General features: G+C 67.8%; 17 protein-coding genes. 6 read left to right on the forward strand and 11 right to left on the reverse strand.

Going from position 1 to position 21,304, the window contains the following annotated elements; all coding sequences use genetic code 11:
- The first annotated feature begins 10 nt into the window (after window positions 1–10).
- The 3 genes from ACWKWX_RS27795 to ACWKWX_RS27805 are packed head-to-tail and all read left to right on the forward strand — an operon-like array spanning window position 11 to window position 3,755.
- Window positions 11–1,252, forward strand: a complete 1,242-nt coding sequence (locus ACWKWX_RS27795; protein WP_416424845.1) for an acyl-CoA dehydrogenase family protein — start codon at window positions 11–13, stop codon at window positions 1,250–1,252.
- A gap of 35 nt (window positions 1,253–1,287) precedes the next feature.
- The gene (locus ACWKWX_RS27800; RefSeq protein ID WP_483829468.1) at window positions 1,288–2,334 is read left to right on the forward strand and encodes an NADP(H)-dependent aldo-keto reductase; all 1,047 of its coding nucleotides are present in this window, start codon (window positions 1,288–1,290) and stop codon (window positions 2,332–2,334) included.
- 17 nt (window positions 2,335–2,351) lie between these two features.
- Window positions 2,352–3,755, forward strand: a complete 1,404-nt coding sequence (locus ACWKWX_RS27805) for an LLM class flavin-dependent oxidoreductase (protein WP_483829469.1) — start codon at window positions 2,352–2,354, stop codon at window positions 3,753–3,755.
- A 5-nt stretch (window positions 3,756–3,760) separates the two neighbouring features.
- Here ACWKWX_RS27805 and ACWKWX_RS27810 read toward each other — a convergent pair whose 3' ends face one another.
- The 7 genes from ACWKWX_RS27810 to ACWKWX_RS27840 form a co-directional block, all read right to left on the reverse strand.
- Window positions 3,761–7,027, reverse strand: coding sequence for an acetyl-CoA carboxylase family protein (locus ACWKWX_RS27810; protein WP_483829470.1), 3,267 nt, complete (start codon window positions 7,025–7,027; stop codon window positions 3,761–3,763).
- On the reverse strand, window positions 7,024–8,715 hold the full coding sequence (locus tag ACWKWX_RS27815; RefSeq protein WP_483829471.1) for an AMP-binding protein: 1,692 nt from the start codon (window positions 8,713–8,715) through the stop codon (window positions 7,024–7,026). The genes ACWKWX_RS27810 and ACWKWX_RS27815 overlap by 4 nt, the downstream gene beginning before the upstream one ends.
- Window positions 8,716–8,915: 200 nt before the next feature.
- On the reverse strand, window positions 8,916–10,445 hold the full coding sequence (locus ACWKWX_RS27820) for an FAD-dependent monooxygenase (RefSeq protein WP_483829472.1): 1,530 nt from the start codon (window positions 10,443–10,445) through the stop codon (window positions 8,916–8,918).
- A 799-nt stretch (window positions 10,446–11,244) separates the two neighbouring features.
- A complete protein-coding gene (locus ACWKWX_RS27825) occupies window positions 11,245–11,565 on the reverse strand; it encodes a YMGG-like glycine zipper-containing protein (protein ID WP_416424914.1) in 321 nt (106 codons plus the stop codon).
- A gap of 98 nt (window positions 11,566–11,663) precedes the next feature.
- Window positions 11,664–11,918, reverse strand: a complete 255-nt coding sequence (locus ACWKWX_RS27830) for a hypothetical protein (RefSeq protein WP_416424913.1) — start codon at window positions 11,916–11,918, stop codon at window positions 11,664–11,666.
- Window positions 11,919–12,307: 389 nt separating this feature from the next.
- Entirely contained in the window at window positions 12,308–13,684 is a 1,377-nt protein-coding gene (ppnN, locus tag ACWKWX_RS27835) for a nucleotide 5'-monophosphate nucleosidase PpnN (protein ID WP_416424912.1), read from the reverse strand.
- A 192-nt stretch (window positions 13,685–13,876) separates the two neighbouring features.
- Entirely contained in the window at window positions 13,877–14,449 is a 573-nt protein-coding gene (locus tag ACWKWX_RS27840) for a GNAT family N-acetyltransferase (RefSeq protein ID WP_416424911.1), read from the reverse strand.
- 191 nt (window positions 14,450–14,640) lie between these two features.
- On the opposite strand from ACWKWX_RS27840, the gene ACWKWX_RS27845 reads away from it, so the two are divergent.
- Window positions 14,641–15,897 carry an OprD family outer membrane porin gene (locus tag ACWKWX_RS27845; RefSeq protein WP_483829473.1) on the forward strand — a complete coding sequence of 419 codons (1,257 nt, stop codon included), beginning with the start codon at window positions 14,641–14,643 and terminating at the stop codon, window positions 15,895–15,897.
- A 66-nt stretch (window positions 15,898–15,963) separates the two neighbouring features.
- Here ACWKWX_RS27845 and ACWKWX_RS27850 read toward each other — a convergent pair whose 3' ends face one another.
- Window positions 15,964–17,586, reverse strand: coding sequence for a tannase/feruloyl esterase family alpha/beta hydrolase (locus ACWKWX_RS27850; protein WP_483829474.1), 1,623 nt, complete (start codon window positions 17,584–17,586; stop codon window positions 15,964–15,966).
- Window positions 17,587–17,692: 106 nt separating this feature from the next.
- Between ACWKWX_RS27850 and ACWKWX_RS27855 the strand changes: the two genes are divergently transcribed.
- Complete coding sequence (locus tag ACWKWX_RS27855) at window positions 17,693–18,184, forward strand: DUF3237 domain-containing protein (protein WP_483829475.1); 492 nt, start codon at window positions 17,693–17,695, stop codon at window positions 18,182–18,184.
- A gap of 49 nt (window positions 18,185–18,233) precedes the next feature.
- On the opposite strand, the gene ACWKWX_RS27860 is transcribed toward ACWKWX_RS27855, so the two are convergent.
- The 3 genes from ACWKWX_RS27860 to ACWKWX_RS27870 form a co-directional block, all read right to left on the reverse strand.
- Complete coding sequence (locus tag ACWKWX_RS27860) at window positions 18,234–18,539, reverse strand: ArsR/SmtB family transcription factor (RefSeq protein ID WP_416424907.1); 306 nt, start codon at window positions 18,537–18,539, stop codon at window positions 18,234–18,236.
- Between the two features lie 60 nt (window positions 18,540–18,599).
- On the reverse strand, window positions 18,600–19,724 hold the full coding sequence (locus tag ACWKWX_RS27865; RefSeq protein ID WP_483829476.1) for an alkene reductase: 1,125 nt from the start codon (window positions 19,722–19,724) through the stop codon (window positions 18,600–18,602).
- A gap of 170 nt (window positions 19,725–19,894) precedes the next feature.
- Window positions 19,895–20,257 carry a cupin domain-containing protein gene (locus tag ACWKWX_RS27870; RefSeq protein ID WP_416424905.1) on the reverse strand — a complete coding sequence of 121 codons (363 nt, stop codon included), beginning with the start codon at window positions 20,255–20,257 and terminating at the stop codon, window positions 19,895–19,897.
- A 104-nt stretch (window positions 20,258–20,361) separates the two neighbouring features.
- Between ACWKWX_RS27870 and ACWKWX_RS27875 the strand changes: the two genes are divergently transcribed.
- Window positions 20,362–21,162, forward strand: coding sequence for an AraC family transcriptional regulator (locus tag ACWKWX_RS27875; RefSeq protein ID WP_483829477.1), 801 nt, complete (start codon window positions 20,362–20,364; stop codon window positions 21,160–21,162).
- The last annotated feature ends 142 nt before the right edge of the window (window positions 21,163–21,304 follow it).

Consider the following 21,304-nt stretch of genomic DNA (forward strand, 5'->3'; position numbering starts at 1 on the left):
AGGAAGCCTCATGACTGCCCCGACCTACGAACACCTGCACCGGCGCTTCGCCGACGTCTTCACCCGCATCCAGGCCACCGCCGTGGCCCGCGAGCAGCAGCGCGAGCTGGCCCACGACGCCGTGGCCTGGCTGCGCGCGGCGGGCTTCGGCGCCTTGCGCGTGCCGGTGGCCCACGGCGGCCTGGGGGCCAGCTTGCCGCAGCTGTTCCAACTGCTGATCGAGCTGGGCGCCGCCGACTCCAACCTGCCGCAGATCGTGCGCGCGCACTTCGGCTTCGTCGAAGGCCGGCTGTCGAGCCGCGACGCCGCGTCCCAGGCCTACTGGTTGCCCAAGGCCGCCGACGGCCAGCTGTGGGGCGCGGCCATGGCCGAGCGCAGCGACACCTCGCGCAACGCGGTGAGCCTGAGCGCCGCAGAGCCCGGCAACCGCGCCGCCGGCTGGCTGCTGGACGGCGAGAAGTATTACTGCACCGGCACCCTGTACGCCGACTGGATTGCCGCCATTGCCGTGGACGGCGACGACTTTGTCAGCGTCTCGGTGCCCACCGATGCCCCCGGCGTCACCGTGGAAGATGACTGGGACGGCTTCGGCCAGCGCCTCACCGGCAGCGGCACCACGCGCTTCACGGCGGTGAAGGTGCCCGAGCAGCACGTGGTGCGGCGCTTCAAGAAGGACGAGCTGCGCAACGAGTCCTACCTCAGCGCCTTCTACCAGCTGTTCCACCTGGCCACCCTGGCTGGCATCGCCGACGCGGTGCTGCGCGACGCCAGCGACTTCGTCCGTGGCCGCACCCGCGGCTTCGGTATTCCCGGCCAGTCCAGCCCCAAGGATGACCCGCTGGTGCAGCGGGTCATCGGCCGCCTGTCGAGCCTGGCCTACGCGGCGCGCACCCAGGTGCTGGCCGTGGCCCAGGTGCTGCAGGACGTGCACGAGGCGGAGCAGGGCGCGCGGGCAACCGAGGCGCATTACACCGAGGCCGAGATCCGCGCCTACCAGGCCCAGCAGATTGTGCTGGAGCAGGTGCTGGAAGCCACCACGCTGCTGTTCGAAGTGGGCGGCGCCTCGGCCACCAGCACCAGCCGGCGCTTCGACCGCCACTGGCGCAACGCCCGCACCCTGGCCTCGCACAACCCGGCCATCTACCGCGAGCGGGCACTGGGCAACTACTACCTCAACGGCGTCACCCCCCATGCCGCCTGGCGCAGCCTGCAGGCCGACGAAGCCGTGCACGACGAAGCCAGCGCGGTGTGAACTGCGCCTTTCATTGACTGCAAAAAGGATCACCCATGCGTTACCGCCAATTGGGCAACAGCGACATCAAGGTCAGCGTGCTGGGCCTGGGCACCATGACCTGGGGCCATCAGAACAGCGAGGCCGACGCCCACCAGCAGATCGACCTGGCCCTGGCCGAAGGCGTCAACCTGATCGACACCGCCGAGATGTACCCCACGCCCACCCGCGCCGAGACCTGGCGCACCACCGAGCGCTACATCGGCACCTGGCTGGCCGCCAGCGGCCGGCGCGCCGACGTGGTGCTGGCCAGCAAGGTGGCCGGGCCCTCGCGTGACGGCCAGGTGCACATTCGCGACGGCCTGAGCCGCCACGACCGGCGCAACATCGTCGAAGCCCTGGACGGCAGCCTCAAGCGTTTGAACACCGACTACCTGGACCTGTACCAGCTGCACTGGCCGGACCGCACCACCAATATCTTCGGCCAGCGCGAATACCCCTACGTCGACGACAGCCACAGCGTGGCCATCGAGGAAACCCTGGCGGTGCTGGCCGAGCAGGTGCAGGCCGGCAAGATTCGCCACATCGGCGTGTCCAACGAAACCCCGTGGGGCGTGGCCCAGTTCCTCAAGCACAGCGAGCGCCTGGGCCTGCCGCGCATCGTCAGCATCCAGAACCCCTACAGCCTGCTCAACCGCCTGTACGAGGGCGGCCTGTCGGAGTTCAGCCACCGCGAGGGCGTGAGCCTGCTGGCCTATTCGCCGCTGGCCTTCGGCGCGCTCACCGGCAAGTACCTGGGCGGCGCGCGGCCCGAAGGCTCGCGGCTGTCGGCGGTGTACCGCACCTTCAACCGCTATGACAGCGCCGCGGCCCAGGAGGCCATCGCCGGCTACGTCGGCGTGGCCCTGGAGCACGGCCTGACCCCGGCGCAACTGGCCCTGGCGTACCTGCTGGACAAGCCATTCGTGGCCAGCGCACTCACCGGCCAGACCAGCCTGGCGCAGCTGCGTGACAACCTCGGTGCACTGGACGTGGTGCTGAGCGCCGAGGTCAAGGCGCAGGTGCAGGCCATCCACCAGCGCCTCCCCAATCCGGCCCCCTGAGCAAAGGAGTAAAGGCAGTGCCCAAGCAACTGCACGTCAACCTGTTCGAAATGAATTGCGTCAGCCACATCGTCCATGGCCTGTGGGTGCACCCGGAGAACAACCGCCACCGCTTCAACGACCTCGACTACTGGACCGAACTGGCGCAGCTGCTGGAACACGGCACCTTCGACGGCGTGTTCCTGGCCGATGTGATCGGCACCTACGACCGCTTCCGCGACGGCCCCGAGACTGCCCTGCGCGAAGCCATGCAGATCCCCAGCAACGACCCGCTGCTGGTGATCCCGGCCATGGCCGCGGTGACCCGCAACCTGGGCTTCGGCGCCACCTTTTCCACCACCTACGAACCGCCGTTCGCCTTCGCCCGGCGCATGAGCACCCTCGACCACCTGACCAAGGGGCGGGTGGGGTGGAACATCGTCACCTCGTACCTGCCCAACGCGGCGCGCAACTTCGGCCATGCCACCGAGGTGGTGCACGACCACCGCTACGAGATCGCCGATGAGTACCTGGACGTGCTCTACAAGCTGTGGGAAGGCTCGTGGGACGACGACGCCGTGGTGCAGGACCGCGAGCGCCGGGTGTACACCGACCCCAGCAAGGTGCGCTACATCGACCACGTCGGCGAGCACTTCAAGGTAGCCGGCCCGCACCTGTGCCAGCCCTCGCGCCAGCGCACGCCGGTGCTGTTCCAGGCCACCGGCTCGCCGGCCGGTATCGCGTTCGCCGGGCGCCACGCCGAGGTGGTGTTCACCGGCGGCGAGGACACCGCAGCGGTGCGCGCCAACATCCACGCCATGCGCCAGCAGGCCATTGCCCACGGGCGCGACCCGGCGGGGCTGAAGTTCATCGTCATGGCCGGGGTGATCGTCGGGCGCACGGACGAGGAGGTCAGCCGCAAGTTGGATAGCTATCGCCAGTTGATGAGCGTCGAGGCGTCGCTGGTGCACGCCCAGGCCGCCGTGGACCTGACCGCGTACCCGCGCGACACCTTGATCAGCGACCTGATCGAGCGCCAGGTCAAGGGCTGGGAAAGCCTGCAACGCTACGTGCAGTCGACCACGGTGGGCGCGGTGCTGGCGCGGCTGGAAGGTTTCAACCGCGAGCGCTTCTTCGTCGCCGGCACGCCGACGGTGGTGGCCGACCAGATCGAGAAGTGGCTGGACGAGGACGGCATCGACGGCATCAACCTGCGCCAGTACCTGACCTTCGAGACGGCCCGCGACTTCATCGAACTGGTGGTGCCGGAGCTGCGCCGCCGCGGCCGGTTCCGCGAGCGCTACAACGACGGCGAAACCCTGCGCGAACGGCTGTTCGGCGCCGGCAACGCGCGGCTGCCCAGCGACCACTTCGGCGCCCGCTACCGCGACCCGGCCACCCTGCGCGAGCCGGCGCGGCCGCTGCGTTTCCCGTCACCCTAGGCGCATTACCAGGTATCGACGAACCCCGGCGCGCTGCCGTGCTTGCGTGGCGGCAGCGCGTTCAGGCCGCGGATCAGCCAGGCGCGGGTGTCCTGCGGGTCGATCACGGCATCGATCTCGAGGAAGCTTGCCATGTTGATGGCCTTGCCGTTCTGGTAGGCCTTGGCCACCAGCTTGTCGTACAGCGCCTGGCGCGCCTCGGGGCTCGGTTGCGCCGCCAGTTCCTTGGCGAAGCCCAGCTGCACCGCACCCTCCAGGCCCATGGCGCCGAACTCGGCGCTGGGCCAGGCGATGGTGAACACTGGGCTGTGGAAGCTGCCGGCGGCCATGGCCTGGGCGCCCAGGCCGTAGCCCTTGCGCAGCACCACGGTGAAGAACGGCACGCTGAGGCTGGCAGCGGTGACGAACAGCCGTGACACATGGCGTACCGTGGCCTGCTGTTCCGCCGCCGGGCCGACCATGAAGCCGGGGGTGTCGCACAACGACAGCAGCGGCAGGCCGAGGCGCTCGCACAGCTGCATGAAGCGCGCGGCCTTGTCGCCGGCCGCAGCGTCGATGGCGCCGCCCAGGTGCAGCGGGTTGTTGGCCAGCAGGCCGAACGGCCGACCTTCGATGCGCACCAGCGCGGTGATCAGTCCGGGGGCGAAGTCGCGGCGCAGCTCCAGGCAGGACGCCTCGTCCACCAGGGTGTCGATCAGCGTGCGAATGTCGTAGCCACGCAGGCGGTTCGCCGGGATGGCCTGGCGCAGCAGGCGCTGGTCGGCGCACTGCCAGTCGTTCAGCGGGCCCTGGAAGTAGGCCAGGTAACGCTTGGCCATCGCCACCGCCTGCGCCTGGTCGTCGACCAGCACGTCGATTACGCCATTGGCGCTCTGCACGTGGCTGGGGCCGACTTCTTCGGCGCTGAAACGGCCCAGGCCACCGCCCTCGATCATCGCCGGGCCGGCCATGCCGATGCTGGCGTCGCGGGTGGCGATGATCACGTGGCAGCAGCCCAGCAGCGCGGCATTGCCGGCAAAGCAGCGGCCCGAGACCACGCCCACCAACGGCACCTGCGCCGACAGCCCGGCCATGGCCACGAAGGTGTGGCAGTCCAGGCCCGCCACGCCAACGAAATCGGTGTCGCCGGGGCGGCCACCGCCGCCTTCGGCAAACAGCACCACCGGCAGCTGCCACTCGCGCGCCAGGCCCAGCAGGCGGTCGGTTTTCTTGTGGTTCATCATGCCCTGGGTGCCGGCGAACACGCTGTAGTCGTAGGCCAGCACCAGGCAGCGCGCGGCCTGGGCGCCGAACAGCGCGGCGTTGACCGTGCCGGTGCCGGCCACCAGGCCGTCTGCCGGGCTCTGGGCGATCAACTCTTCGAGGCTGCGCCGGCGGCGCTGGGCGGCCAGCGCCAGGTTGCCGTATTCGCTGAAACTGTCCGGGTCGAGCAGGTCGGCGAGGTTTTCCCGGGTGGTGCGCAAGCCCTTGGCGTGGCGCTTGGCCAGCGCCTCGGGGCGGCGTTCATCCAGCGTCAGCGCGTGCCGTTCCAGGGCCTCGGCGAGGTCGGCGCGCATTTCATCAAGGTCCACGGCCTGTTCGCTGTGGTCCTCGCCGGTGGCCAGGTCCGCTGGCTGCAGAATCAACAAGGGCTGGCCCTCGCTGATGGTGTCGCCGGGGCTGCCCAGCAGTTGCTGGACGATGGCGTCGCGGTCGGCCTTGAGCACGAAATGCATCTTCATGGCTTCCAGCACGGCCAGCTCCTGGCCCTGGCGCACGTGGTCGCCAGGCGCTACTTCATGGCTGACCAGCACGCCCTGGCCCGCTGCGGTCGCCGCCACGCTGCCGGGCGGCAGTTGCAGAGACGCCTGGGTGCAGCTGGTGGGCGCCACGGCGGCCGCGGCGAACAGGCTGGGGTGCGGCACTGCGGGCGCTGCCAGCAACGCCGGCAACTGGGCGCCGATGAAACCGGTGGTCAGCGCCTGCCGGCCCAGCTCCGGGCGCAACAGCAGGTTCTGCAGGAAACCGAGGTTGCTGGCCACGCCCTCCAGGCGGAACTCGCACAGCGCCCGGTAGGCGCGGCGCAGCGCGGTGGGCAGGTCCTCGGCGTGGACCACCAGCTTGGCCAGCAGCGAGTCGAAGCCGGGGTGGCTGTGCAGGCCGGCGTAACCGCAGCCGTCCACCCGCAGGCCGCTGCCGCTGGGCGGTTCATAGGCGCTGATCAGGCTGCCGCTGGCGCGCGCGCTGCCGTCGGCCTGCATGCGCTCCAGGTTGATCCGCGCCTGCACGGCCACGCCCTGGGCACGCGGCGGCTCTGCCAGGCCCAGCTCGGCCAGGCTGTGGCCCTGGGCCAGGCGCAGTTGGGCCTGCACCAGGTCGACGCCGGTGATGGCCTCGGTGATGGTGTGTTCCACCTGCAGGCGCGGGTTGGCCTCCATGAACACGAACTGGCCAGCGGCCTCGTCGACGAGGAACTCGAAGGTGCCGATGCCCTGGTATTCGCAGGCGCGTGCCAGGCTCAGGGCGGCGTCCAGCAGCGCCAGGCGCAGGGCCGGGGCGAGGAAGGGCGCGGGGGCGATCTCCAGCAGCTTCTGGTGCTGGCGTTGCAGGCTGCAGTCGCGCTCCCACAGGTGGCTGACGGCGTGGCCGTCGCCGACCACCTGCACTTCGATATGCCGCGCGGCTTCGATCAGGCGCTCGGCGTACAGCGCGTCCTGGCCGAAGGCGGCCAGGGCCTCGGCCTGGCACAGGGGGAAGGCGGCCAGCAGTTCGGCCTCGCTGCGCACCGCGCGCATGCCACGGCCACCGCCGCCCGCCAGGGCCTTGAGCATGATGGGGCCGTGTTGCAGCAGCTGGCGCGCCGTGGCCAGGTCGATGGCACCAGCGCTGCCGGTGGCGATCGGCACGCCGCAGCGCGCGGCCAGGGCGCGGGCCTGGGCCTTGTCGCCCAGCAGCGCCAGGGCCTGGGGCGACGGCCCGACGAAGATCAGCCCGGCTGCCGCGCAGTCGCGGGCAAAGTCGGCATTTTCGCTGAGGAAACCGTAGCCGGGGTGGATGGCCTGGCAGCCGTGGTCACGGGCAACGGCGACCAGCTGCGCCCGGTCCAGGTAGGCCGGGGCGCCGCGGCCGCGCAGGGCCACCTGTTCGTCGGCCTTGCGCCGGTGCAGGGCGTCGCCGTCGTCCTCGCTGAACACGGCCACGCTGGTTATACCCAGTTCGGCGGCGGCGCGGGCGATACGGATGGCGATTTCGCCACGGTTGGCGATCAGCAGGCGGGTGATGGCTGGGGTCACAGTAGGGCTTCCAATTCCTGTTTCCTGACTTTGCCGGTGGCGGTCATGGGCAGGCCCTCGACCAGGCGCACCTGCGGGACTTTGTAGCGGGCCATGGCGCCCAGGCACCACTGCTCCAGGCTGCCGGCGGTTTCCTCGCTGCCAGGCTTGAGCACGATGAAGGCCACCGGCTCCTGGCCGCGCACCGCGTGGGCGCGCCCCAGCACCGCGCTGGCCAGCACGGCGGGGTGCTGGCCCAGCAGCGCCTCCAGCTCGCTGGGGAACACGCTCATGCCGTTGACCTTGAGCATTTCCCGGCGCCGGCCCAGGTAGCGGATAAAGCCTTGTGCGCTGATCTGGCCGAGGTCGCCGGTGTGCAGCCAGCCGTCGCGCAGGGCCTGGGCGCTGGCGTCGGGGCGCTGCCAGTAGCCTTTGAACAGCGCCGGCGAACGCACGCACAGCTCACCGGTGCTGCCCAGGGGCAGCAGCGCGCCGCTGTCGAAGTCGCACACTTTGAATTGCGTGCCGGGCACCGGCAGGCCGACGAACGTGGGGGCTTCGCGCAGGTCGAGGTCATCGGCCTGCAGGCCATAGGTGAAGGTGTCGCAGGTGTGGGTCTCGGTCATGCCGAAGCTGAACTCGAACAGCGTGCAGCCGGTCAGCGCGTGCCAGCGCCGGCGGTAGTCCAGGGTCAGCTTCTTGATGAACGAGATCGCGCCCACCCGTTGCAGCGAACGAAGGTCGTGCTCCCCCGCCTGCGGGTGGTCCAGCACCTCGGCGAGGTTGTCCACCAGCATGCCGGTGTGGGTCACGCGGTAATGGGCCACGGCGGCCATGAACGCCAGCGGCTCCCAGCGCGCCAGCAGCACCAGGCTGCAGCCGCTGTAGAGGGGGAACAGCAAGCCGGCGTTTTCCCCGGCGATCCAGAACTGCGGCAGGAAGTTCAGGCTCACCGCGTGGCGGTCGCAGCCCAGGGCGGTGGGCACGAAGCTGGCGCAGGTGTAGAGCATGTCGCGGTGGGTGTGGATGCAGCCCTTGGGCAGGCCGGTGGTGCCGCCGGTGTAGTTGAGCGCGGCGATGTCGTCGAGCTGCACGGGGTGTTCGGGCACGGCGGCCTGGCAGGCGGCAAGCGCCGGGTAGAAGTCCAGGGCGTCGGCCACTGGCCGTTTCGGCGCCTTCAACAGGTCGGGGACGGGCAGCGTGGGTCGCGCCGGGCGCAGTTCGCTGAGGCTGGTGGCGATCAAGGTGTGCAGGGCCGTGCGGTCGCGTACCTGCTGCACCAGCGGCAGCAGTTGGTCGAGGCCGATCAGCACGGTGGCACCGCAATCGCCAAGCTGGTGGGCCAGCTCCAGGTGCTGGGACAGCGGGCTGACCGGGGCGTGCACGGCGCCGCATTTGAGAATGCCGAGGAAGGCAATGTGCATTTGCGGGCAATTGGGCAGCAGCACGGCGACCCGGTCGCCCGCCGCCACGCCCAGGCTGCTCAGCAGCGCGGCGCAGCGGTCGCTGAGCTGGTCCAGCTCGCGGTAGGTCAGGCTGTGGCCGTAGAAGTGCAGGGCCGGGTGGTCAGGCTGGACCGTTGCCCAATGACGCAGGTATTCGGTGAGCGGCCGTTCGCCCAGGGGGTATTGGGCGGTGCGGGGCACGTCGGCGGGCCAGGCCTGGGCCCAGCGTTGCTGTAGCTGTGCCAGGTAGGTTGCTTCGTCCATGGAGTGGCCTCGGCGGGGGCGGGTGGGGTCAGCTTAGCCATGTCTATCCTGTTGCCGGGGCAGGATCAGCCACGTGAATGCATCGCAATTTCCCGTAGCCGTTGCCGCCAGGCTGCGCTGGCCGGTGTACACCCGGGAGATCTTCAGTGGCACAAAGGGCCAGCGCAGCCTGCGGCAGCGGCTACGCCTTCGCGGGGCCGCTACAGTGCCGGTGGGCGGCGGGCGCTGCGGGCCAGGTAGTCGGTGAGGGTGATGGCCAGGTGGTCGCCGGTGGCCAGGGCCACGTAGCCGTCCGGGCGTATCAGGTACAGGGCGTTGCGGGCGAAGCCGGTGTGGTCGAAGGCGGCTTGCCAGGGGAAGACGTGCAGGGGCAGGCCCTCGGCTTCGCACACGGCGCGCAGCTTTTCATCGGCGTTGCCGTACACGTGCACCTGCCACTCGATGGCTTTCAGCGGGGCGAAGTTGTCGGTGCCGTCGAAGGCCACCCAGGGCAGCCGATCGCCGCCATGCACGTGGCCGGCGACGCCGTCGCTGAGGGCGCTGTGGCGGTAGTGCAGGGTGAGTTGCGCCACGGTGCGGAACAGCCAGTCGCGCACCGGGCCCAGGGCCAGCGCCCTGGGAATCAGCAGCGGCGCCAGGCGGGTGCGCAGCAGGTCGGCCATGGGCCCCTGGGCGGTGGCGAAGGTGAACACGCGGTCGGTGGTGGCCACCAGCTGCCGGGCGAAGCCGATGCGTTCCTGCTCGTAGCTGTCCAGCAGGCTGTCGTCGGCGTTGCCCTTGAGCACGCTGGCCAGTTTCCACGCCAGGTTGATGGCGTCGCCGATGCCGGTGTTCATGCCCTGGCCGCCGGCCGGGCTGTGGATGTGCGCGGCGTCACCGAGCAGGAACACCCGGCCATGGCGGAACTGTTCGGTGACCCGGTGGTGCACGTGGTAGGTGGAGAACCAGTTCAGTTGGTCCACCTGCACCTTGAGGTGGTCGATGGCGCGGCGGCTGATGTCTTCGAACTGCAGGCTGTCGGCGCGGGCGGCACGCTCGTCGCGCACGGTGCCGATCAGCCGCGCGCGGCCGGTGCCGGCCAGTGGGAACACGGCCAGGAAGTCGGCTTCGTCGAGGTCCACGTGCAGCTCGCCATTGAACGCCGGGCCCTGGCCGACCACGTCGGCGACGTAGAACACCTGCTGGTAGGTGCCACCGGGAAAACCGCTGCCCAGGGCGTTGCGGGTGGTGGAGCGGGCGCCGTCGCAGCCGGCCAGGTAGCTGGCCACGCAGGACTCCAGGTGCCCGTCAGGGTGTTGCAGCTGCGCCAGCACCTGCTCGCCCTGGTCGACGAGGCCGCGCAGGGTCACGCCGCGCTCCACGCTGATGCCCTGGGCTTGCAGGCGTTCGATCAGCAGGCGTTCGTGTTCGTCCTGGGGGAATATCTCCAGGAAGCTGTAGGGCGTCAGGCCTTCGCCGATGTTGGAGAACGGCAGGTGCGCGACCGCTGTGCCCTTGACCCACAGGTTGATGGCGGCCACGGTGTGACCGTGGCGCAGGATATGGTCGCTGAGGTCCAGTTGCTGGTAGAGCTCCAGGGTGCGGGCTTGTACCGCCAGGGCGCGGGAGGTGGTGCCGGGTTCCAGGGCCTGGTCGATGATGCGCGGCTGGATGCCCTGGGCGCTTAGCCACAGGGCCAGGGCAAGGCCGGTGGGGCCGGCACCGACGATGAGCACGTCGCAGCGTTGCATGGTGGTTACCTCGTGGACGGGGTAGATTCCAGTATGGCAGGGCGTAACTTGATCTGCTTTTGATCCGGCTTTTGGGCTTTTGATCCGGCTTTTGATCTGGCTCTTGATCTGGCTTTTGATCTTGATTGTATGCCCCGTAAAGCGCCCGGGCCGACTGGAGGCGTCGCTCAACGGGCTGCCCGAAGGGCCGAGGCCGCAGGCCGAAGAGACGGTAACCCGCAGGCTTCTATAGCGGGTGCCGTCTGCCCGTTGATCGGCGCCGGAAGGAGGGGACCCGTAGCGCAGCGGAGGGCCCAAGCAGGGGCAAGCCTTTTTTGGTTACTTTTTGAGGCGTTTGTCAAAAAGTGACCCGCCGTAAGGGCGGAAAGGTGATTGTGCATCACCCTAGGTAATGGATATGTTCACGATATGTGGATCCCGCTTTTTAGGGTTTCGGACATATCCATTTTCGTGGTGCGACCACCGACCGTTCCGGCCTTACGCCGGGTCACTTTTTTCAGTCGAAAAAAAAGTAACCAAAAATTCTCGCCCCTGCTTGGGCCCTCCGCTGCGCTACGGGTCCCCTCCCTCCGGCGTCGCTCAAGCGGACGACGGCCCGGAATAGAAGCGCCTCCGGTTCCGTCTCCCTCGGCTACGCCTCGGCCCGCTTGATCAACGCCTCCGGTCGGCCCGGGCGCTTAACGGGGCCAAGATCAAAAGCCAGGTCAAAAGCGAGATCAAAAGCAAAAGCCAGATCAAAAGCCAGGTCAAAAGCTACCGCGCAGCTATAAAAAAACCCGGCATTCGCCGGGTTTTTTCGTCAAGGGCGTGGGCCGCCTTCGCCTTCGTGGTGGAAGTGCTCGGGGCCATGGCCTGGGCCTGGGCCGCCATGCATCGGCGCTGGGGCCGGGCCGCCGTGATCGTGGTGGTGGCCACCGTGATCATGCTCCAGCAGGTTGGAAACGGCCACGCCCAGCACGCCACCGGCTACACCACCGATGACCGCGCCCTGGGTGCCGCCAACCTGATTGCCGACGACCGCGCCACCGGCGGCACCGACCACGGCGCCAACGACGTCGTTGGCCATGGCGGCGGTGCTGCAGAGGCTCAGGGAAAGTACCAGGGCGGAAAGAATGCGCATTTCGTTAACTCGTTGAAAAGAGTCGCAATTCTGCGAACCCACTAGTTAGATAGCAAGCTAATCAAGGTATCTGGAATGCTACAAATGCTGGCAAGGGCTCAAGACCGGGCGTTGCCACGGGGCTGCGGCGCGTCGAGCAGATGAGCGGCAAGGATGTTGTTGAGGAAACGGAACTGGTCGTTCAGGCCCACCACCTCGTTGCTGAAGTGCTGGCTGGCCTGGGGCATCAGCACCGAGTCGAAACCGTTGTTGGTGATCAGTTGCAGCGGCGCTTTCAGCGACACCACGTCTTGCACGTAGTAGTTCTTGCCAAAACGGGGGAAGCGGACGTTCAGGGTCACGGGTCGGATCATGGGGCAGGCTCCGGGGCAGTAGGAATCATCAACGTGGTTGATATTCGTTGGGCTGAGCTTCGAACGCAGGCGGGTGAAACTCAAGTGAACGTTTGTGCATGTACAAGCTGATAGCTATTGGCTACTAACGGCGGCGCGCGCCATGTCCACGGCCGGGAGGATGAATAGGTGCAGGGTGACGGCGGTCAAGGCCAGGCAGGTGAGCAGATGGATAAGCATGGGGCGGTTCCTCCCGATACGTGGTGTATGCAGGGGATGTTACGCCGCTGGGGGAAAGGCGGAAGACGAAGCGCGCGATGGTGGTTATCGATGGAATTGATGGTGGTGGGTGACGCGGCCTGCGGCCGCTGCTACAGGGCGTAGCAGCGGCTGCAGGCCGCGTCCGGGGCTTACTGCACCACCCGGTAGCACGGCACGTACGCCGCGCCGCCAGGCAGCTTCATGCGGTGCTGTTCGACGAAGGCGTTCAGCAGCTTGTCCAGCGGCTGCATGATGGCCGGGTCACCGTGGATCTCGTACGGGCCGTGCTGCTCGATCAGGCGGATGCCCTTGTCCTTGACGTTGCCGGCGACGATGCCGGAGAACGCCCGGCGCAGGTTGGCCGCCAGTTCGTGGGGCGGCAACGCGCGGCTCAACTGCAGGCTGGCCATGTTCGCGTGGGTGGGGTCGAAGGGGCGCTGGAAGCCTTCCTCGATCTTCAGCAGCCAGTTGAAGTGGAAGGCATCGTTGCGCTCGCGGCGGAACAGTTTCACGTCCTTGAGGCCCTGGGTCATCTGCCGCGCCACTTCGGCCGGGTCGTCGATGATGATCTGGTAGTGGCGCTGGGCGGCTTCGCCCAGGGTGGCACCGACGAAGGCGTGCAACTGCTCCAGGTACGGCGCCGCGCTTTTCGGCCCGGTGAGCACCACGGGGAAGGGCAGGCCGGCGTTGTCCGGGTGCATGAGGATGCCCAGCAGGTACAGGAACTCCTCGGCCGTGCCGGCGCCGCCGGGGAAGATGATGATGCCGTGGCCCACGCGCACGAAGGCTTCGAGGCGCTTCTCGATGTCGGGCAGGATCACCAGCTCGTTGACGATGGGGTTCGGCGCCTCGGCGGCGATGATGCCCGGCTCGGTGAGGCCCAGGTAGCGGCCGCCGCTCATGCGCTGCTTGGCGTGGGCGATGGTGGCGCCCTTCATCGGGCCTTTCATCACGCCCGGGCCGCAGCCGGTGCAGACGTCCAGCTTGCGCAGGCCCAGCTCGTGGCCGACCTTCTTGGTGTACTTGTACTCATCGCTGTTGATGGAGTGGCCGCCCCAGCACACCACCATCTTCGGCTCGACGCCGGCACGCAGGGTGCGGGCGTTGCGCAGCAGGTGGAAGACGTAGTCGGTGATGCCCTGGGAGGTGCTCAGGTCGATGCGCGTGCTGTCCAGCTCGTTCTCGGTGTAGACGATGTCGCGCAGGGCGCTGAACAGCATTTCCCGGGTGCTGGCGATCATCTCGCCGTCGACGAAGGCGTCGGCGGGGGCGTTGAGCAACTCCAGGCGCACACCACGATCCTGTTGGTGAATGCGCACTTCGAAGTCCTGGTAGGCGTCCAGGATGGTCTTGGCGTTGTCGATATGCGCGCCGGTGTTGAGGATGGCCAGGGCGCACTGGCGGAACAGGGTATAGATGCTGCCGGAACCGGCTTCGCTCAGTTGCTGTACTTCGCGTTGCGACAGGGTCTCCAGGCTGCCCTTGGGGCTGACGGATGCATTGATTACGTGTCGTTGTTGAGTCATTGCACATTCCTTGAGAGCAATGGAGCCAACCCGCGGCTGGCTTCATTCAAACGTTGTGAATCCGGCCTGGCACGGGCCGGAACTGCTGCACGACAGAAGAAAGCCTCCTCTTTGAACCGGATGACGATGATGGAAAAAACCGGATAACCCGAGAGTGGCATCAATGCCGTGGATTATCAAATTTGTGGTTTTTTACCGGGCTGAAGGCTTGCGACGCGGGCGCGACACCACCGATTCGATGTTCTTGCGGCCAATCAGCATGGCCTGCGGGTTTTGTGGTTCGAGCCACTTGTACATCACCAGGCAATCCACCAGCCCCAGGCGGGCGTGACGGTAGGCCTTGGGCAGGCGCCCCACGGTGTCGAAGCCCAGCTTGGTCCACAGCGCCACGGCCACTTCGTTGCTGGCCACCACCGAGTTGAACTGCATGGCCAGGAAGCCGCTGTCGCGGGCCAGGCGCTGGGAGTGCTCGCACATCAGCCGCGCCACGCCACGGCCGCGGGCGGCCTCGGTGACCATGTAGCCACAGTTGCACACGTGGCTGCCGGGCCCGGCGGCGTTGGCCTTCAGGTAGTAGCTACCCAGCAGCACGCCGTCTTCCTCGGCCACCAGGGTGTGCTGCGGCAGGCCCAGCCACAGCTGGCGGGCTTGCTCGGCGGTTACCGCGGGGTCGTAGGCGTAGGTCTCCTGGGCGGCGACCACGGCCTGGAAGGTGGGCCAGAACGCGTCGAAATCGGCGTCGGTCATGGGGCGGATGTGGATCATGGCGGTCCTTGGGCAAAAACGATGAGGCAGTGTACCAGCCCGGTTCGCAGGCGCCGAACACATAGCGGGCGATGATCGAACAGTTAATGTTCTTAATGGTTAATAATATTATCCGGTTGGTCATACTCCGGGTGTGCCGAAGGATATCGGCACGTGTTCCGACAAAAACAATAAACGGAGTCAGATTGCCCATGGCACAGCCTTTCATGCCGCGCAGGCCGCGTCGCGCCTGCACCCTGGCCGTCACCTTGAGTGCCGGCTGCCTGGCCCAGGCCAGCGGGGTGCAGGCCGAAGGATTCTTCGACGACGCCAGCGCCACCCTCAATACCCGCAACGCCTTTTACCAGGGCAATTTCAAGAACAGCGACGCCACCCAGAACAAGCGCCAGGAGTGGGCCCAGGGCTTTATCCTGCAAGGCACGTCGGGGTTTACCCCCGGCGTCGTCGGGGTTGGCGTCGAGGTGATCGGCAAGTGGGGGGTACGCCTGGACAGCGGCCCCGGCACCGCCGGCTCCGGGCTGCTGCCCAAGACTGCCAGCGGCGCCCCCGGCGAATATGGGCGGCTGGGCGGGGCGCTGAAGTTCAAGGGCTTCAACACCTTGGTTAAGGTGGGCGAGCAGATGCCCAGCCTGCCGGTGGTGCGCACCAATGACGCGCGCCTGCTGCCGCAGACCTACGTGGGCGCCACCCTGGTGTCCGACCCGGTGAAATGGGCGACGCTGTACGGCGGCCGGCTGGACAGCTTCAGCAACCGCGACTCCACCAACCAGGAAAAGCTGCACATGCACGGCAGCAGCATCGACGGTGATTATTTCGATTACCTGGGCGGCGAATTCCGCCTGGTGGACGGCCGCCTGCAGCTAGCCTATTGGCATGCCGAGCTGAAGGACATCTACGCCCAGGACCTCTACCGCTTCACCTACGACCAGCCCATGGGCACCGGGATCCTGCGCCTGGACACCGGCCTGTACGTGAGCACCGAGCAGGGCGCGGCCAAGGCTGGCGACCTCGACAACCGCGCTGCCTACGCCGGGCTTAGCTGGCGGCAGAGTGGCCATACCTTCCTGCTGGGGCTGCAGAAAATGTTCGGCAAGGACGACTTCGTGGGCCTGCAGGACAGCCCCACGGTGATGACCAACCACGTCAACAACATCTTCGGCTACGCCCACGAGCGCTCCTGGCAGTTGCGCTACGACTACGACTTCGCCGCCAGCGGCGTGCCGGGGCTGGTGGCCGGGGCCAAGTACGTGCACGGCTGGGGTGTGCAGCGCAGCAACGCGGTGGACGGGCATGAGTGGGAACGCGACTTCAACGTGCGCTATGTGATTCAGTCGGGGCAGTGGAAGGATCTGAGCCTGTCGTTGAGCCTGTACAGCCTGCGGTCGACGTTCCAGAGCAGCCTGGATGAGACGCGGTTTACGGTGGGGTATCCGATCAAGTTGTTTTGAGCCCTGACGCGGCCGTTGGCCGCTGCTACGCCCCTGTAGCAGCGGCCAACGGCCGCGTCCCACTCATCAAGGCTCCTGACAAGCAAACACATCCCCCTGGCCCTGGTAATGCGCCTCCTGCGGGTAGGCGCACAACGGCCGCGTGCGCCCGGGGAACGCGCTGCCGCGGGCCAGCAGTTGCGCCGGTGGCTGCTGCTTGTCCTGCCAGGTTTCCATGGCGGTCAGCGGGTCGAAGTCATCCAGCGCCGGGCCGTCGCCGCAGTGGGTCATGCCGGGCACCACGAACAGCCGCGCCCATTGCTCGGCCTGCTGGCGGCCGCCGTTGTCGCTGGTCAGGCGCGCCCAGTAGCGGCGCAGGTCGTTGGCGGAGAACACCGGGTCGCTGTTGCCCTGCACCACCAGCAGCTTGCCGCCGCGCTGGGTGAAGCTGGAGTACTGGGTGGCGACCGCGTCGTTGATCGCCGCCGTCTGCGCGGTGGTTGCGACCGCCTGGTCGAAATTGAAGTGGGCCAGGTCGAGGTTGGCCTGCGCCGGGGTCATGAAGTACAGCCCCAGCGAGCCGGGGGTGAGGGTGGCATTGCGGGCGTCGGCCTTGCCGGTGCTGGACTGCCCCAGTTTCCACACGCGCCAGCCGTCGGAGGCGATGCCGGCGTCCCATGGCCAGTCGCTGTACAGCGCCTGGCCGTGGCTGTCGTGGGCGCCGTTGAACACCGCGTGCAGGGCCTCGACCTTGGCCTGGCTGAGGCAGCCGCTGGCCTGGCCGTCCTTGCAGGTAAGCACGGCGGGGTCGAACTGGCAGTGGCTCATGGCGTCGATGCTGCCGTCCTTGAGCCCGTCCAGGGCGTCGCAACGGTCCAGCACGGCCTTGGCCAGCAGGTCCTGGTCGGCTTGGGTCAGGGCCTGGGCCAGGATCGGCTGGCCGTCGGCGGTGCGCGGCGCCGCGCGGCTGAAGGCCTGGGTGTCCCAGGCCTGGGCCACGGCGGCGCGGCTCAGGCGCAGGCCGGGGTTGCCGGCGATGATGCCGTCGAACTGGGTGGGGAAGCGCTGGGCGGCCACCAGCGCCGCGCGGCCGCCGTTGGAGCAGCCCATGAACACGCTGTGCGCCGGGGCCTTGCCGTAGTAGGCGAGGATCAGCGCCTTGGCCTGGGCGGTGACGCTGCCGATGGCCGCGTAGGCGTAGTCCAGGCGCGCCTGCTGGTCGACGCCGAAGCGCGAGTCGCTGTTGTCCTTGCCGGTGTGCCCGGAGTCGGTGCTGACCACCGCGTAGCCGCGGTCCAGGGCGGGCAGGGCGCTGGCGCCGCGGAACGGAATGGCGCCCAGGGCCTGGCCGACCACGCCGTCCATGCCGCCGCCGCCCTGGAACAGGAAGCGGCCGTTCCACGGGCTGGGCAGGCGCAGTTCGAAGTGGCTGCCGTAGGCCTGGCCGTCGGCACCGGTGCGCGCGCCGATCACGCCTTGCACCAGGCAGTGGGCCGGCATCGCGGCCTTGCTCAGGGCGGCGCCGGTCAGCGCCGCGCGGCCGGGGTTGGCCTGGGGTAGCTGGCCGGCGGCCACCCACTGGTGCAGGCTCAGGGTGACGTCGGCGCTGCTGCTGGTGAGCGCCGCGCAGCGCTGGGCATCGTCGTCGGCCAGGGCAGCACCAGCCACCACGCACAGGCTCAGTAGGGTCGGGGCAAAAGGTCGTTTCACGAGCAAATCCTTTTTGTTGTTGTGGCGGAATGAACAATATGGTTAATACTATTAACTACTTTGCTGGTCAAGCCGCTTCCCTACAACAACTCGAAAGGATGCCCTCATGCGCCGTCACCCGCTGGTACTCGCCTTAAGCCTGCTGCTGCCCGTTACCCTGGCCCACGCCGCCGACACCGCGCCGGTGCTGGAGCCGGTGTACGAGGCCGTCATCGACATCGCCCCGGGCGAAACCCTGGGCAAGGGCCCGTTGGGCGAGCGCTTTCGGGTGCCGATCACCGGCGGAGAGTTCCACGGCGCGGGGCTCAAGGGCAGGATCCTGGCCGGCGGCGCCGACCGCCAGCTGCTGCGCGCCGATGGCGTCAAGCAGCTGGACGCGCTGTATGAGATGCAGACCGACGACGGCGCGGTGCTGACCGTGCGCAACCAGGTGCTGGTGCATGGCAGTGGCGCCGGGCGCTATGCGTATTCGACGGTGAATATCCAGGCGCCGGATGGGCCGTATGGGTGGCTGAACCAGGCGGTGTACGTGGGCAGCCTGACCAGCCTCAAACCGGCGAAGGACGCGGTGCTGGTGAAGGTGTATCGGGTGCGGTGATGGTTGGGGACGCGGCCTGCGGCCGCTGCTACACGACGGCCGCGTCCATTCAGATCAACGCCCGCAGCGCCTGCTGGAACGCCTCGATGTTCTGTTCGTGGCGCTTGTAGTAGGTCCACGGCCCGATGCGTTGCGAGGTCACCAGCTGCGCGCGCTGCAGCGCCGCAAGGTACAGCGACACGGTGGACTGCGAGAGGTTGGCGCGCGCCTGGATGATGCTCACGCACACGCCCACCTCGTCGGGGTTCACCTGTTGTTCGGGGAAATGCTTGCTCGGCTCTTTCAGCCAGCCAAGAATCGCCAGGCGGGTCGGGTTGTCGAGCGCCTTGAGGGCTTCGTTGATATCGATGCTCATAAATCACACAGTCGGGTAATCCCGTGATTTTACGACACTTGTGCCTGGCGCGTCAGGGGTTTACTCGCTATGGACCGGATAGTCTATATAGCCGCGTTCAGTGCCACCGTACATGCTCGCCGCATCCAGTGGGTTCAGCGCCAGGCCGTGGGCCAGGCGGCGCGGCAGGTCGGGGTTGGCGATGAAGGGCCGGCCGAAGGCGATCAGGTCGGCAAGGCCTGCGTCCAGCACGCGGTTGCCGCGCTCGGCGGTGTACTTGCCAGCGTAGATGATGGCGCCGCTGAAGGTGTCGCGCACCACCTGGCGGAAGTCCGCCGGCAGCTCCGGGGCGTTGTCCCAGTCCGCCTCGGCAAGCGACAGGTAGGCGATGCCGACGTCTTCCAGCACCTGGATGGCCTGCAGGTAGGTGGCACGCGGGTCTTCTTCCACCAGCCCCAGGTACACCCGCGCCTCGTCGGTGCTTTCGAACAGCGGCGAGAAGCGCACGCCCAGGCGCTCCTTGCCCACCACCGCAGCGACGGCCTGGGTGACTTCGCGCAGGAAACGCAGGCGGTTGGCCAGGCTGCCGCCGTATTCGTCGTCGCGCTGGTTGCTGTGGGCGGAGATGAACTGGTTGATCAGGTAGCCGTTGGCGCAGTGGATCTCCACCCCGTCGAAGCCAGCGTCCAGGGCATTTTGCGCGGCGTTGGCGTACAGCTGCACCAGCTCGGCAATTTCCTCGCGGCTCAGGGCGCGTGGTGTCGATGGCGGGCACAGGGCACCCGTGCCCGGGCCGGTTTCCACGAACACGCTGACGCCTGTCGCGGCAATGGCCGATGGCGCCACGGGCGCATCACCGTTGGGTTGCAGCGAGGTATGCGACACCCGGCCCACGTGCCACAGCTGGGCAAAAATCACTCCGCCTTCGGCGTGCACGGCCTCGGTCACCTTACGCCACCCAGCCACCTGCGCGGCGCTGTGGATGCCCGGCGTCCAGGCATAGCCCTGGCCACGCGGTTCGATCTGCGTGCCCTCTGTCACCATGAAGCCGGCGCTGCTGCGCTGGCGGTAATAGGTGGCCATCAGCGCGTTGGCGACGTTGCCCGGCTGGCTGCTGCGCGAGCGCGTCAGGGGAGGCAGCACGATGCTGTTTTTCAGGGTGAACGGGCCGAGGGTGGCGGGGCGGAACAGCGCGGAGTCTTTCAAGTGGGAGCCTGTGGTTCAGCGATAAAGTGGCAATAGTGTAAACTAGATATTCATATATCTCAATATTACGATTCCGCGTAGCAGCGGCCGCAGGCCGCGTCCCACCCCACCGCGGTCGCCTTGGGAGAACGCGGTGCCGGCGGACGCAGCCTGCGGCAGCTGCTACGGGGTTACACCCACACGTCGTTGCTGGCCGTACGGTCGCCGCCCTGGTCGCCGGTGTTGAGCACGCCGCGCGGCTCGATCAGTAGCAGCTTTACTTCCTGCGCAGCGCAGGGTTTGTGCTCGACGCCCTTGGGCACCACGTACATCTCCCCGGCATTGACGGTGACCGCGCCGTCGCGCAGTTCGATACGCAGGCAGCCCTCGACCACGATGAACGTCTCATCGGTGTCGGCGTGGCTGTGCCACACGAATTCGCCGTGCAGGCGGGCGATCTTGAACTGGTAGTCGTTCATCTCGGCAATCACCTTGGGCTGCCACTGCTCGCTGAACAGGCTGAATTTCTGCTGGAAATTGATGGATGCTGGCATGCTTGGATTCGCTCTGGTGGTGGATGGGCGAACCTTAGCGGGCGGCACCAGGCAGGGTCTTGTATGATCGTGCAGTGTTGCGAATCACCCGCAGGAAGCTGAGCATGACCACCACCGACTGGGTACTGCCTGCCGCGCACCCCACGCGTTTCGAGCGCCTGGAAGCGCGCTTCGCCGGCCACGGCTTTACCCCGCACCGCCACGACACCTACGCCATCGGCCGCACCCTGGCCGGGGTGCAGAGCTTCAACTACCGCCGCGCCCTGCGCCACAGCCTGCCGGGCGGCACCCTGGTGTTGCACCCGGACGAGGTGCACGACGGCCAGGCCGGCACCGAGGCGGGGTTCCAGTACCGCATGATCTACCTGGAGCCGGCGTTGATCCAGCAGGTGCTGGGAGGCCAGCCGCTGCCCTTCATCGAGGGCGGCCTGAGCAATGACCCACGGCTGTTCGCGGCCACCCAGGTGCTGCTGGGCGACATGCACAGCGCCATCGACCCGCTGGCCGAGGACGACGCCCTGTTCGACGTGGCCCAGGCCCTGGCAGCCGCCGCCGGGCAGAAGCGCCCGCGTGGCGCCCTGGATTTCGTCGCGGCGGAGCGCGCGCGGCAGTTCATCCATGCCACCTTGGGCGAGGCCATCTGCCTGGCCGACCTTGAGCGGGCCAGCGGGCGTGATCGCTGGGGCCTGTCACGGGATTTTCGTGCGTTGTTTGGCACCAGCCCTTACCGTTACAGCGTGCAGCGGCGGCTGGAGGGTGTGCGGCGGGCGATGCTGGCGGGGTGTTCGCTGGTGGAGGCGGCGGTGGTGGCGGGGTTTCATGACCAGGCGCATATGAGCCGGTTGTTCAAGCAGGCGTACGGGGTGGCGCCGGGGAGGTGGCTGCGGATGTTGGGTACGCGGTGACACTGCGCGCTTGTGCGCGCGTAACCTGCGTCCCCCGCGAACCGCTTGTGATCTTGATCCCGTGAGGCCTTTGATCTTGATTGTGTGCCCCGTAAAGCGCCAGGGCCGACTGGAGGCGTCGGCCGAGCGGTCCACGGCGTAG

Source organism: Pseudomonas imperatae (assembly GCF_057128625.1).